This is a genomic window from Paenibacillus sp. GCM10027627 (assembly GCF_042675505.1).
In the GTDB taxonomy this organism is placed as follows: Bacteria; Bacillota; Bacilli; order Paenibacillales; family Paenibacillaceae; genus Pristimantibacillus.
In genome coordinates, this window is sequence record NZ_JBHTHB010000001.1 from 756,964 (window position 1) to 770,724 (window position 13,761).

Below are 13,761 nucleotides of genomic sequence, written 5' to 3' on the forward strand. Positions count from 1 at the left end.
CATACACTAGCTGCGGTTTAAATAGTCCTGAATGGCGGGTGGGACATCCTGTAGCTGATCCAGTGTAAAGAAGGCTCCTTTGGGCTGAACGTCGATTTGAATGACATTGTAATGCCATTCTTGATGGGTTCTCATATGAATGGCATGGATGCCTGCCGTCAGGGCAGGAACAACATCCGTCCTAATGGAATTGCCGATCATCCAAGTACGGGAGCGGTCGAAAGGGCCAGTAGACAAAATTTGCTCCAAAGCATCGTAATTTTTTAATTGCCGAATATAGATTCGCGATTCGAAATAACGCGTAAGGCCCATATGATCGATTTTGCGCTGCTGAATAAGTGCTTCTCCGCCTGTATAGAGATGAAGCTCATGACCTGCTTCGGCAAGAGTATCGAGGGTACGCTCCATGTTTGGATACGGTTCCGTATCATGCTCGTAAACGCCAATGCCAAGTTTCCATAAAAATTGCTCTTCCGATGCAGAGCGTTTTTTACCGGTTAAATCGCAGTAATAATGGTATGTATCAACAAAAGATTGCGGAAAATGTTCGCTTTTAAAGCCCGTGTTCCCAATCAAGGCTATGTCCCGCTCCATTTGCTTGTCCCGGATCCCTTCAGCCGTAACCAAAGATGATCCGCCAAACCAAGTTGTCATGGAGTCGATAAATTGATCAATCACGAAAAAAAAGTATTTATTGCAATAAATTAAAGTGTCGTCCAGGTCAAACATAATTTGTTGCTTCATACGTGTAAAATCTCCTTTGTGGCAGTCATGGCTATTGTATGACCAATCTACCGCAAATGACGGCATGAAGTCAATGTATGGATGTCTGAGGGCACTTTTGCAAAGCGTCTTCCAAGCTTATAGGCATCAACAAGGGACAATCCTAAGAGGTTGCGTTAGGCAACAAAAGAAGAGGTGTAGAACATATGTTCTACACCTCTTCCATTAGGCATATTTTAATTGGGATTCGACCAATTGATTCTTAATAAAAGCGATCCGTTGACGAACATAAAAATCTCGGCTATCTGCCCTTAAATCTTTAGGCCTGACCACCTCCTCCGTGGCATTATCGATAATGACAAGCTTTCCGTCCTTATAAAACTTAAAAGTTAAATCTCGATAAGGGCGTATCTTCTCAACAAAACGGAAATTTTCACAGTTGGATTTCATGGTGATCTAGCCTCCTTCTTTATATGGGGATTAGAGATCATAGAGAACGTTTGTTCTTATTTCCATTATAGCAAACATTTGTTCGTATGGAAAGTGTTTTTTATTTACCGTAAACTAGATTAATAGAAGCGTTTACAGGCGAGCAGAAGGAGAGCGGAACATGCTTAGAATTAAAGGGTTGACCAAACGGATTCCCGGCGGTCCAAAAGTGCTGAACGATATTAGTTTTGAAGCTTATGAGGGCGATTTTATAGCGGTTAAAGGAAGCAGTGGAAGCGGCAAGTCGATGCTGCTGAAATGTTTGGCTCTGCAAGAGGGATGGAGCTCCGGAGCGTTTCAATTCAACGGAAAAGATGTCCTCAAAAAGAGCTGGTTCGGAAAGCTGAAGGTAAGGAGCCAAATTGCTTATTTGGAAGAAAAGCCTTTTTTATACCCCAATAAAAGCGGGCTTAAAAATGTGATCATCGGTTCTGTCAGCCAAACTCCGGCTTGGCGCAGATGGACGGGCATGGTTCGCAGCGACGATTATATGGGCGCGATGGATCTGATCGAAAAAAGAGGGCTGCTGGACAAAGCGCATGTGCATGCCAGACATTTAAGCGGCGGCGAACGCCAGAGGATGGCTATTGCAAGAGCGCTTGTCCATGGCGCGAAGGTCATTGTCGCCGACGAGCCTGTATCGGGCCTAGATCCGCATGCGGCGGACGCGGTGCTTGCGGAGCTTAAATCCCTTTGCAAAAATGAAGGGATCATCGTCATTGCGGTGCTTCATCAAGGGGATTGGGCAGAGAGATACGCGGATCGCATTTTAGGATTAAATAAAGGAAATCTAGTTTTGGACGTGTACGGCAGAAGGCTGACGGAGCGAGAGAAGCAATTGTTGTAGTTATAACTGGGCGAGGGTGAATGGGAAAAGCCGGTTGACTCATACAATGTACCATCAAGCCGGATGGGGTGGTGGATGGTTCGATGGCTGTATCTTCTCCTCTCGTTGTCCAAACGGCAAAAGCCGTTTTTCCGAAGGCTCATTTGGCGATCCCTCATGCCAGTGGAGGGGTCAGCGCGGATGCGGACCGCAAAATAAACAACTCCATAGTCGCTCATGCGCAGAAGCTAGTTAACAGCCAAGGCAGTCTGGAGGATCCGAGGGCGGAGATGATTGGCTATTATGAGCTGAAAACGAATGAAAAGGATGTGCTCAGCCTCTCTTTATACAATTACGCTTACACGGGCGGAGCGCATGGCATGACTCTTCAGCAATCGTTAACGTTCAAAGCGTCTACCGGTCAAGCCTATGCGTTAAAAGATCTGTTCAAGCCGGGGAGCGACTATGTTGCACGTATCAGCCGCATCGTGTCGGAGCAAATCAAGCAGCGAGGTATTGAAACGTTGGAGCCGTTTAAGGCGATTTCTCCGGAGCAGTCTTTTTACATTGCCGATCGCTCGCTCGTCGTCTATTTTCAGCTGTATGAGCTGGCTGCGTATGTATACGGATTTCTCTATTTTCCGATATCGGTTTATGACCTGCAAAATATTATCCGCGAGGACGGCCCGCTTGGACCGATGATCGTAAACGACTAACATTGGGGCTCTTCTAACTTGCCGATTGGCAAGGCTAGAGGGCTTTTTTGCATTGGCGGCGGTTATGGAGGAAGCAGTCCATACATAGATTTACTTTATGGAGGTGGGAGCTTGACGGCAATCTATTTAGGCATGCTGCTCGCTGCTGGCGTTTGCGCATTCGCTATCGCGGTAGCCTGGAAGGCGCAGCAAGGGCTGCATATTACAGGTTATCAAAGCATGGCGCATTACGGAGAGGACACGCAATTGCTCCAAGACAAGCAGGAACTCAATCGGCTAGGGCTGGAGCAGCTGCTCAAAAGAAACGGAGGCGGCATTTCCGCTCTAAGCGCGTCGTTTAATTCAATGGGGTTAGTCGGAGCCGCTGCCTTGCTGTTTGGTCCGGCTTTGCAGCATGGCGGTTTTTCCGTAGTCGGCTTCGGGCTGCCTATATTGGCTTTGTTCTATATTTGCGTTAGCGCGGGTCTTGCTGAACTTTCTTCAGCTATTCCTACCGCGGGCAGCTTGTCGCATGCCGCCAAGCTGTTTGGCGGCAAAAGGTGGGCGCTGCACACAGGCTGGTTTCACGCTGCCGGCAACTTGTGCATGACGGCTCTGATGATAGGAGGCTGCGCATATTTGGCTGACAGCATCGCCTCATGGAAATGGGGGTATGCTCCTACCTGGATCAGCTTTTGGAGCATGGTTGCCATCGTTGCCGGCTCGCAAGCCGCATTTAATTATTGGGGCGCGAAATGGAAGCCATGGGCGGGAACGGTAGGGTTGTGGCTGCAACTGATGACGATCGCGCTTATCCTCGGGGGACTGGCATGGATGTTTTGGCCAGGAACTTATTCTCCTGCGGTACTATATCAATTTCAAGGGCTGGGGTTGGAAGGCGGCGTAGAGCCGGGTATGTATGTAACGGGATTGTTGCTGCTTATGAAGCTGTTTTTAGGAATGGACGGGGCCGCTTTGCAGTCCGAGGAAACGGTGGAGCCTAGAGTCCGAACGCCATGGGGCATTTATTTGTCTACCAGCTATACGTATATCGCAGCATTGGTATTGTTGACGTTTATGGCTCTGACAGCCGGAATTTACATGGGAGGCCCCCAATTCTCGTCTTCCGCTATACCGGGATTGCAAGGCGATCAGCTTTTTATTCAAGGCGCCTTGTCGGGATGGGGAGGATCAGGTTTTGTTGTGCTCCTCGTCTTGGCTTCACTTTGGTGGAGCGGCTTGCAAGCGATGGCGGGCAGCTCTAGGGCGCTTTTTAGCTTAGGCAGAGATAAGCTGGTTCCGTTCGCCCATGCAGCTGTACAGGTGGCGCCAAGCGGCAGAAGTCCACATGCTGCACTTTGGTTTAGCGCGGGCTTCTCCGTCGCTTTGCTCTTAGCGGTGCAACTTTTTCGCCCGGAAGGGATGTTTATTTTACTTGTAGCGGCTGCTGTGGTGCTGCTGCATCTCGCGTATGCCATCCCGCTAGGCCTCAGGCTTAGGCAATGGAGGTTAGAGAAGCGATCCCGCATCCATTCGCGCATTGGGAGCGGGGCTGCCGTTTTCCGAGATGCGCCTTGGCACCTTGGAAGCTGGAGCAAAACGATTCATGTTGTTGCTTTAATCTGGCTGGCAGCCGGTATTGTAATGGTTGCGTTGTTTTTAGATTTTATCGCCATAGCGGTAGCGGGAGTTCTTTGGATAGCAGCGGCGGCTTATGGGTTAGCAATAAGAAATAAGAGGGGGGGGGTTGGGAAATGAATATTTCCTTCGTGATCATTTCCCGGGGAAGCGCAATAAGGGACATAAAATGTAACAGTTTCGACATGCCGGGGCGAGGTGAGAGAAAAGCTGTCGAAATCCGAACATTAACCCCGTTAAATAGAAACAAAAAATCGTGTGCGCCGCAATCGCGGCATTTTTTTTGCCAACATCTCCCTACCACGTTTATAATGGAAAAGAATAGAATCTAGAAAGCGGGAGAATCCATATTCATGATAGTAAAACAGATCGAAGCTAAGCTTGCCTCGCTGCAAGTGGGCGAACCTCAAATGATTAAGCATGGCTCCAAAGAGGTGCTGAGCGGCATTTTTAAACAGGCTTCAGAGGAGGCCCGCTTTGTCGGCACGCTTGGCGTTCAGGGCGACGGGCAAGGCGATACGATCCATCATGGCGGCCCCGACAAAGCGGTTTGCGCTTATTTTGAAGCACGGTATCCCTATTGGACGACCCTTATGGGGAAACCGATGACAAACGGCGCTTTCGGGGAAAATTTCACGCTTTCAGAGTGGACCGAAGAAGATGTGTGCATCGGCGACATTTTGACGGTCGGAGAAACGACGCTTCAAGTGAGTCAGCCGCGCCAGCCTTGCTTCAAGCTTGGTCTTCGCAACGATTGGCCGATGCTGCCGGCACTGGCTCAGGAAACGGGCTATACCGGGTTTTATTTTAGAGTATTGGTAGAAGGTTTTGTGAAGCAGGGAGACGCCGTTAAACTGGAAGAGCGCCATCCTTCAAGGCTGACCCTAGCGGAAGCGAACCGAGTTATGTATATCGAAAAAGAAAATATAAAAGAAATAGAGAGGCTGCTTAGCGTGAGGGAGCTGGCCGAAAGCTGGCAAAGTCAGCTGGAGAAACGGCTAATGAAGCTGCGGTCCTAGCATTTTTATAATAGAGCATGGAGGGATAAGAAATGAGTTTGGCTAAAGCGTTGGGGTACAAGGAAGAGGATCGTTTGCTGCTCGTAAATGCGGATGATTATGGACTGTGCCATTCGGTAAATAAAGGCGTGCAGAACCTGCTGCAAGAGGAAGTGATCAGTTCGGCAACGCTTATGCCGCCATGCGGCTGGTCGAGAGAAGCGGCGCTATGGAGCGCGCAAAATCCGCAGTACGACGTCGGCGTTCATTTTACGTTTACAAGCGAATGGGATGCCTACAAATGGGGCCCGATTTCGGCCGGAGCCGACGTCTCTTCTTTAGTAACGGAGGAAGGTTATTTTCATCAAGGAACATTGGCTTTTGAGCAAAATGCCACTTCGGAGCACGTTAAGCTGGAATTGATCAGTCAACTGGATAGAGCGCTGAAGCTTGGCATGAAGCCAACGCATGCGGACAATCATATGGGCAGCTTGTACGGCTTGCAGACAGGCAATCACTTTATGGTTGAAGTGATGGACGTATGCGCCGCTTATGGCTTGCCGTTCCGTTTGCCGCGTTATGTCAGCGCAGAGCACGGGGCCGCGCCTCCGGAAATGCAAGAGAGAGCAAATGCAATCGCAGCTCTTGCGGACTCCAAAGGAGTCGTCATTTTGGATTATTTGGTCAGCTATCCGTTCCAGCTGCAAGCCGGCGAAACATTTGATTCTTTAAAGTCGGATGTGCAGAGCTTGCTTCGTTCGTTAAAGGCTGGGGTGACGGAGCTGTTCATCCACCCGGCGTTATTGACGGATGAGCTTAAAGCTTTTCATTTCGAACCGGAGAAACGGGCGATGGAGCTTGAGCTGTTCCGCGATGCGGATGTGCGCCAAACGTTGGAGGATGAAGGAATTAAGCTGATTAGATGGCGCGAGCTGCAAAATCTTCAAAGAAACCGGGCGAAGGTATAAGCCTAAGCGAATAAAAAGGGGAAGCAACTATGACATTTCAAGCGATACGGGAACTGGCGCATGCGGTTAAAGCCAATGTGGGCAAAGTCATTGTAGGCAAAGAAGAAGTTGTGGACTTATTGTTAACGGGATTAATTACATCAGGGCATGTGCTGCTTGAGGATGTGCCGGGTACTGGGAAAACATTGCTGGCCAAATCGTTTGCGAGGTCGCTTAGTCTGGATTTTAAAAGGGTTCAATTTACGCCTGACCTGCTGCCTTCCGATTTGAGCGGCATTCATTTTTATAATCAGAAGGAAGGCGATTTTCAGTTCCGCCCTGGCCCGTTGTTTACTCATTTGCTGCTCGCCGATGAAATCAACCGCGCGACGCCGCGAACGCAATCGAGCTTGCTGGAATGTATGGAGGAGAGGCAAGTCAGCATCGACGGGGAAACAAAAGGGCTAAGCTCCCCTTTTATGGTCATTGCCACACAAAATCCGGTTGAGCAGCACGGAACGTTTCCGCTGCCGGAAGCGCAGCTCGACCGCTTTTTGTTCAAAATTAAAATGGGCTACCCGACCACGGAAGAAAGCTTGCAATTGCTCAGACGGTTTAAAGAACATGATCCGCTTGCCGAGCTGCGTCCCGTTGCGGACGCGGGCGCCATAGAGGCGGCGAAAAAAGCTTATCCTCTTGTCGCGATTTCGGATGAAGTGCTCCGGTATTTATTGACGATTGTGGAACGGACAAGAGCGCGGGATGAAGTGGCCATTGGCGTAAGCCCGCGTGGAAGTCAGGCTTTGCTGCGGGCGGCGCAAGTGCATGCGGTTTTGAAAGGGCGAGACTATGTGACGCCTGATGATATTAAGGCGATGGCGGTGCCTGTTATGTCCCATCGGATTTCGATGAAAGGACTTGCCAGAACGTCTGGTGGAGCCGAAAGGGTGCTGGAGCTTATTTTGTCCGAAATCGCCGTGCCGGCCGAAGCCGGTGTGACGGCGGGGTAGGAGCCGCTCATGTTTATTTTTTGGTTTGCCTTGTTTGCATTAATGCTTTTGTACGGTCAAGTTCTACTGTTCAGAAGGTTTATTTTTCACCAGTTGGAATACAGCCGCGCTTTTAAACAAACGGTTTGCTTTCGCGGAGACGAAATTGAGCTGGTGGAACGGCTGGACAACAAAAAACGGCTGCCAATTCCGTGGCTCCGGGTCGAATCGCAGCTTTCTTCGCAACTGGCTTTTCGCAAAGGTGAAAACTTTGACGTTAGCAGCGGCGAAGTCTATCAAAATCATCGCAGCTTGTTCAGCTTGGGCGGTTATACGAGACTGACGCGGACCCATACGATTCGTCCGATGCGAAGAGGGGTTTACGAGCTTAACTCGGTCACGATGACGGGCGGAGATTTGTTTGGCCATACGCATGTATGCATGCAAATTCCGTTGAACGACAGACTGGTCGTATATCCAAAGCCGGCAGATGTGCCGTTTGATGAGCTGCCCTCATGCAGTTGGCAAGGCGATCATTCCGTGCGTCGGTTTATCGTGCCGGATCCTTTTGTTGTAGCCGGAGCAAGAGCTTACAGCGCTGGCGATTCCATGAAACAAATCAACTGGAAGGCGACGGCGCGCAGAGGTGAGCTGCAAGTACACAAATACGATTTTACAGCTGATCGCAAGCTGCTTATTTGCCTTAATGGGGAAGATGGCGAACAGATGTGGAAATCCATCTCCAACGAAAAGCTGATTGAGCACGGAATCGAGTGGGCTGCAGGAGTGGCGGAAAGAGCCGTCGCTCAAAGTATGGAGGTCGGATTTTGCACCAATATGCCGATGGATCCATCGCGGCAAAGCGTTTCGGTGGAGCCGGGCCGGGGCCAAGAGCATCTAGTGTTGATCTATGAAACGTTGGCAAGACTTATATTGGAGCGGACGGAGTCGTTTAAGGAGCTGCTGGAAACAGAAAGCTTGAAAGCGTATTCCAATTGCGATGTGCTTGTCATTTCGGCCTATTGGAACGATGAGCTGGAGCTTTCGGCGAATAGGCTTCGCGCAAAGGGTAATTCCGTATCCGTTTGGCAGCTGAACGAGCTGACAGACGACGAACCGATTGGCAACAGGGAGACTACAACTGGCCAAGTGGAAGGGAGGGGCGCGTGAAGATGGACACGGGTGCTCCTTTTTGGAAAACGATAGGTAGAAGCTGGCTCGAACTCGTTTTTTATTTTCCGTTTTTGGTTGCGGCAGCCGTTTATTTTGTCCCTGAACCTTCGATTTTGTGGTGGGTGTTCACCTTGCCGCTTATTTATATTGGATCTGGAGTTTGGCGGCCTAGCCAAATGGCAGCACGCAATATATCCCGCTATACAATGTCGCTTTTGCTGGCGTTTGTACATTCTTTTGCGGTCATTATGGCAGGGGGGGCGGCTTCGCTTAATCCGGTTAAGCTCGTTCCACTCGTCTTGCTTGGAGCTTTTTTTGCCGATCGGGGCTATCTTCAAAAGCAGGGCTGGGAGGGTTCTTTCCACTCCGTCCATATGTTTGTCGGCATTATGGGCTATATCGTCCTTCTACCGCTAAAAGTGCTATTGCTTGAGAAGCTGCTCGATTACGAGCTGATGTTAAATGCAGGCGGAGTTGCCGCTATTCTTTTATTTTTTATTATGATTAATGAAAGACTTGTGTGGAAGGAGACGATCGATAAGCGGTCTACTCCGGCGTTACGCAGTTCCCGCAAGCAAAATCGCGCTTTAATGGGTATTCTGCTTGGAATTATGATTGGTTTTCTCGCTTTTGGAGAAGTTCGGCAATGGCTTGAAGAAAAGCTTCGTGCTCTACTTAGAGCCCTTTTCTCTAGAAATAGCAGCGAGCAGGCGCCTTTGCCGGAACAAACGGCACAGCCGTCAGAATGGCCGGAATGGATGTCGGAACCAAAAGACAATGTCTTTATGGAAGTGTTGGAACGGATCATCGTTGTGGCGGCTTCGATCGCAGCGGTTGTTGCAGGAGTTTTCGCTCTTTATTTCCTAATTAAAAAATCAAAGGGCCTTCTGCAAGCGATTTGGGACAAGCTGTTATTTAAACGGGATATAGAAGAAATAGGCGAAGAAAGTTACCGGGACGAGACGGAGAAGCTTCAAAAAAGCAATTTGCGCCTAAGGAAACGGAGCGGAAAAGAGGATAGCCTTCAGCGGGAGATGAAATGGGAGCAGCTTCAATCCAACGGTGAGAGGATACGTTATTTATACCGTCTGTTGCTTCGTGAAAATGTGCGCTCTGGCTATAAGCACAAGGAGCATTTGACTCCAAGAGAAACGGCTGGACAATGGGCGACGTCCGTTCCCTTTGGCGAGACGGATCGCGACAAACTAGATTCATTCGTCTCCCTATATGAAGATACGCGTTACGGGGGAAAGGAGCCTGCCAATCAAGAATTGGATGAGCAAAAAGCATGGGTAGACAGCCGGCGCAGTAAGCGGTAACGAAGGGAAAGCAATTTAAATGTGAATAGGCCGGAAGCAAAAAGGTTCATGTCCCCATGAACCTTTTTGCTCCCAGCCGCATTTTTTATAGCTAGGTTTCGCTATTCGTCTCCTTCATTCGCTCCGTCATATGGGCGGCGATTTTGCGGCCGTGATAACGTCCCGTTTCAATAAAAATTTCGTTGGCTTCATGTTTGGAAGCGACAACGCCAGCCAAATAGATTCCGCTCACATTAGTTTCCATCGTTTCTTCGCAGAACGTCGGGTAACCTTCTTCTTCGATCGTAACGCCGGATTGCGTCAAAAACTGCCGATCGGGGTGGAAGCCGGTTAAGGCGAGCACAAAGTCATTGGGGAGCTCAACCGTTTCATCCCCGTTTTCGACTACAATATGCCGGGGATGAATTTCAATAACCTTCGAGGAAAAACGGAATCCAATCAAGCCTTTCGATACTTTGCTTTCGAGCATAGGCCGAACCCAAGGCTTAATGCTCCTCGAGTAATCGGCGCCTCTATAAACGATTGTCACTTTGGCGCCAATTCTCTCCAGTTCCAAAGCTGCATCAATTGCCGAATTGCTGCCACCGATAATAGCGACGTTCATACCGGCGTAAGGATGGGCTTCGCGAAAAAAATGGCTGACCTTATCCGACTCTTCGCCCGGTATGCCTAGTCTGTTAGGATGATCGAAATATCCGGTCGCAATAATGACATGGCGGCAAGTTCTTTCGATAGGCTCTCCAAATCGGTCGTGGCTGGACAGCTTAAACAAGCCGTTCGCTTCCCGTACGATTCCGGTTACCGTTTCATAAGGCTGAATGCGGACGTTATGCCGCTGGGCGGCGGTACGGTAGTAGTTCAACGCTTCAAGCCTGGATGGCTTGTCATTGGCCGTTGTGAACGGAATGTCGCCAATTTCAAGCAACTCGGGCGAGCTGAAAAAGTGCATGTACGTCGGGTATTGGGAAATGGAATAAACGATATTGCGTTTTTCAATGATAAGCGGCGAAACGCTGATGCTTTGCAGCTCGATAGCAGCAGCCAGCCCGCATGGACCTGCGCCGATAATAATCGTATGTTCAATTTGCAACGGAATGTCCTCCTAAAACCCCAATAATAGGTCGTGAATCGATTTTCTAAAAGTCAATGCCATTGTACTTCGTGTTAAAGCGGCTTGGCAAATTTGCGGCAATGCCCATCTTGTACCGCGTTTGGTTTATTGTATAATAGTAGGGTAGCGCAGCCAAAAGCAGTTTAAAAATAGGGGGGTGAGACCATGCGTCGACGTTTTGTAATCGAGGCCGTGATGGTAGCTACGTATGGACATCTTCTGGTGCCAAGCCGTCCGGTCGATTACGTTGTCCCGTATTCCTCTATTGCAGAGCTTTACGATATGAGGGACGGCTCCGATCCCGTAATGGATGATCCCGATGACGATGGACACGTAAAAGAGAAAATCAATGAATTAATTGCCTTTTTTGAAGATTCCTTAAACCGCAAAAAAATCGAAAAAGCGCTGCAAGTCCCTTGGCGGGAAAGCTCCGCGCTTTTGCTCAGCAATCAAATTCAATTTACTGTCGTCCACGCCGTAGACAATGCTCAATACGGAGAACTGTTCGACCCGATTGAAACGGAGCTGCTGCTCACCGGGCTAAAGCTGAATATTCCATTGCTTTCGGATCAGTTCGAGTTTCAGGATAAATTGATTGAAGCGGAAGTGCCTGTTCAAGTATACGACATTGAAGATTTTGAATTTGCAGTGGAAGAGGGCATCTCTCCGGTTGATATGGAATTGTAAACAGCTTCTAGCGTTCTTCGTCTTCGCCGTTTTCTTTTTTCCGGCGATCAATCGCCTCAGACATCGTTTTGTCGGTTAGATGAGCATAAATTTGCGTCGTCTCCGGGGATGCGTGGCCAAGCTGCTCTTGCGTTTTGTAAATATCGTTTTGCAAGTAATAGTCGGTGGCGAAAGAATGCCTTAACTTATGGACGGACAAATACGGTTTGCCAAACCGTTTCGCATATTTTAATACCATAGCTTGAATGGCTCGCTTCGTCATGCGCGAGCCTTCTTTATTTCCGTTGGCTATAGCGAGAAACAGCGCTTTTTCCCGTTTCGGAGCCTTGTACCTGGAATCTCTCATTTCCAGATAGGCAGTTAAATCGTCTACTGCATCTTGCCGGAAATAAACGGGCGTTTTGAACGTATCGTCGTTTTTGCCTTTGCGGTACACGTAACAAAGCCTTTTTTTCAAATCGAGGTCTTCGACGTTTAAGTTGACGAGTTCCGATACGCGCAGACCGGAATGGAGAATCAAGCTAATAATGCATGCATCTCTCATACGATTAAGCCCGTAGGAATAGCTTGCTTGCTTGTTGGCTGCCACTTCTTCTCCATAATAGACTTTGATGTACGATAGAAACTCCGTTATTTCCTCCTCTTGCAGCAGCTTGCCTTCTAGCTTGGCGGCTGTATCCTTCGGCTTGTGTGTACGCTTAATCGCCACCTTCGCCATCACGTTCCTTTTCAGCAATGGATAAAAATCGTCATCTTCCGCAATTTGGCTCAAATAGTGAAAGAGCGAGCGCAAAGAGGAGAGCTTTCTTGTAATCGTAGTCCGATTGTTTCGTTCAGGCTTGTAGGTAGAGAGAAACATCCGATAATTGTCGATGCTCTCCATCCTCAGCGTCTCCAGTTCCAGCAGCGTAACCTCTTTCACCTTGGCACCTTGCGTCAAGCCCTCCATCATCATCCACTTCATAAACGTCTCATAATCTCTAATGTATTCTACGAGTGTCGAAGGAGACAGATCGGGCAGCTTATAATTGATGAATTGCTCGATATACCACGGCATGGAAGGCAGCTTGGCATCCAATTCCTGTCGGTCTTTCATTTTGATGACATTCATACGTTGTTGCTCCTTCAATATGTGTTATAATCATTTTTTATTGTTTTCAATTATTGTATCAATGGAATACATGGGGTACAATATGTTAGATTTATAGAGGATTCAATATTTTGGAAGGTGTGAATTGATTATGGAAGTAACGAAGGAAGAGCTGGCCGGCAAACGGTTGAGGCAGAATGAAAATGTGCTGACTCTTCTTATAGTTCAAATGAGACCGAAGCAATGGACCAAAAATTTGCTTTTGTTTGCTGCGCTCCTGTTTTCTTTCCAGCAGGCGGAGCGGATGGATGTGCTCCTGTCGGTTCTAGGATTTATCCTATTTTGTTTTGTAGCGGGCTCCGTCTATATTTTGAACGACTACGTAGACAGGGAGAAGGACAAGCTGCACGAAACGAAAAAGTATCGGCCTATGGCATCCGGAAAGCTTCAGCCGCAAGCGGCGCTTAGCTTCGGACTGATCGTTTTGATCGTATCTTTGACGATCGCTTTTTTGGTTCAGCCATTGTTCGGAACGGTGCTTCTCGTCTATTTTTTAATAAACCTGCTTTATTCCTTTTATTTAAAAAGTGTCGTCATTATCGACGTGATGATTATTGCCGCTTGTTTTGTGCTCCGCGCTCTTGCGGGGGGGCTTATCATTGAAGTGGAGTTTACCCCTTGGTTTTTGCTATGTACGATGCTGTTATCGCTGTTTTTGGCGGTAGGCAAACGGAGGCATGAGCTGCTCGTAATGGAAGGGGAAGGAGCATCGCATCGCAAAGTGCTTGGTCAATATTCGCTTGCTTTGTTGGACCAGCTAATGGGCATTGTGGCCGCCGCTACCATTATATGCTATTCGTTGTTTACCTTTACTTCGGGAAGAACGGTACATTTGATGTGGACCATTCCGCTTGTCGTATATGGCATATTCCGTTATTTATATTTGGTTCATATGGAGCAAAAGGGCGGGTCGCCAGACAAGGTTTTGCTGGAGGACAAGCCTATTTTGATTACTGTATTGCTTTATGGGATCGTCGTTGTGCTCATCATGGCTTTATTTGAATAAGGAAAACAGA

At 48.5% G+C, this 13,761-nt stretch carries 14 protein-coding genes; 10 read left to right on the forward strand and 4 right to left on the reverse strand.

Annotated elements, in window-relative coordinates:
- Positions 1–6 precede the first annotated feature (6 nt).
- Positions 7–744, reverse strand: coding sequence for an HAD family hydrolase (locus ACFQZE_RS03590; protein WP_379353735.1), 738 nt, complete (start codon positions 742–744; stop codon positions 7–9).
- Between the two features lie 204 nt (positions 745–948).
- Positions 949–1,173: a hypothetical protein gene (locus tag ACFQZE_RS03595; RefSeq protein ID WP_379353737.1), complete on the reverse strand. Its 225-nt coding sequence runs from the start codon at positions 1,171–1,173 to the stop codon at positions 949–951.
- 160 nt (positions 1,174–1,333) lie between these two features.
- Here ACFQZE_RS03595 and ACFQZE_RS03600 point away from each other — a divergent pair, with 160 nt between their 5' ends.
- The 8 genes from ACFQZE_RS03600 (at position 1,334) to ACFQZE_RS03635 (ending at position 9,797) form a co-directional block, all read left to right on the forward strand.
- Complete coding sequence (locus ACFQZE_RS03600) at positions 1,334–2,059, forward strand: phosphonate ABC transporter ATP-binding protein (RefSeq protein WP_379353739.1); 726 nt, start codon at positions 1,334–1,336, stop codon at positions 2,057–2,059.
- Between the two features lie 83 nt (positions 2,060–2,142).
- A complete protein-coding gene (locus ACFQZE_RS03605) occupies positions 2,143–2,754 on the forward strand; it encodes a DUF3298 and DUF4163 domain-containing protein (RefSeq protein WP_379353741.1) in 612 nt (203 codons plus the stop codon).
- Positions 2,755–2,865: 111 nt separating this feature from the next.
- On the forward strand, positions 2,866–4,491 hold the full coding sequence (locus ACFQZE_RS03610; RefSeq protein ID WP_379353743.1) for an amino acid permease: 1,626 nt from the start codon (positions 2,866–2,868) through the stop codon (positions 4,489–4,491).
- 233 nt (positions 4,492–4,724) lie between these two features.
- A complete protein-coding gene (locus ACFQZE_RS03615; RefSeq protein ID WP_379353745.1) occupies positions 4,725–5,390 on the forward strand; it encodes an MOSC domain-containing protein in 666 nt (221 codons plus the stop codon).
- Between the two features lie 32 nt (positions 5,391–5,422).
- Positions 5,423–6,337, forward strand: a complete 915-nt coding sequence (locus ACFQZE_RS03620; RefSeq protein WP_379353747.1) for a polysaccharide deacetylase family protein — start codon at positions 5,423–5,425, stop codon at positions 6,335–6,337.
- 29 nt (positions 6,338–6,366) lie between these two features.
- On the forward strand, positions 6,367–7,326 hold the full coding sequence (locus ACFQZE_RS03625; RefSeq protein WP_379353749.1) for an AAA family ATPase: 960 nt from the start codon (positions 6,367–6,369) through the stop codon (positions 7,324–7,326).
- A 9-nt stretch (positions 7,327–7,335) separates the two neighbouring features.
- On the forward strand, positions 7,336–8,475 hold the full coding sequence (locus ACFQZE_RS03630) for a DUF58 domain-containing protein (protein ID WP_379353751.1): 1,140 nt from the start codon (positions 7,336–7,338) through the stop codon (positions 8,473–8,475).
- Between the two features lie 2 nt (positions 8,476–8,477).
- Positions 8,478–9,797 carry a DUF4129 domain-containing protein gene (locus tag ACFQZE_RS03635; RefSeq protein WP_379355491.1) on the forward strand — a complete coding sequence of 440 codons (1,320 nt, stop codon included), beginning with the start codon at positions 8,478–8,480 and terminating at the stop codon, positions 9,795–9,797.
- Positions 9,798–9,888: 91 nt separating this feature from the next.
- Here ACFQZE_RS03635 and ACFQZE_RS03640 read toward each other — a convergent pair whose 3' ends face one another.
- Positions 9,889–10,881 carry a YpdA family putative bacillithiol disulfide reductase gene (locus ACFQZE_RS03640; protein ID WP_379355493.1) on the reverse strand — a complete coding sequence of 331 codons (993 nt, stop codon included), beginning with the start codon at positions 10,879–10,881 and terminating at the stop codon, positions 9,889–9,891.
- Between the two features lie 192 nt (positions 10,882–11,073).
- Between ACFQZE_RS03640 and ACFQZE_RS03645 the strand changes: the two genes are divergently transcribed.
- On the forward strand, positions 11,074–11,595 hold the full coding sequence (locus ACFQZE_RS03645) for an ADP-heptose synthase (protein WP_379353753.1): 522 nt from the start codon (positions 11,074–11,076) through the stop codon (positions 11,593–11,595).
- Between the two features lie 7 nt (positions 11,596–11,602).
- Here ACFQZE_RS03645 and xerS read toward each other — a convergent pair whose 3' ends face one another.
- Positions 11,603–12,706, reverse strand: a complete 1,104-nt coding sequence (xerS, locus tag ACFQZE_RS03650; protein WP_379353755.1) for a tyrosine recombinase XerS — start codon at positions 12,704–12,706, stop codon at positions 11,603–11,605.
- A 130-nt stretch (positions 12,707–12,836) separates the two neighbouring features.
- On the opposite strand from xerS, the gene ACFQZE_RS03655 reads away from it, so the two are divergent.
- A complete protein-coding gene (locus tag ACFQZE_RS03655; RefSeq protein ID WP_379353758.1) occupies positions 12,837–13,751 on the forward strand; it encodes a decaprenyl-phosphate phosphoribosyltransferase in 915 nt (304 codons plus the stop codon).
- Positions 13,752–13,761 lie beyond the last annotated feature (10 nt).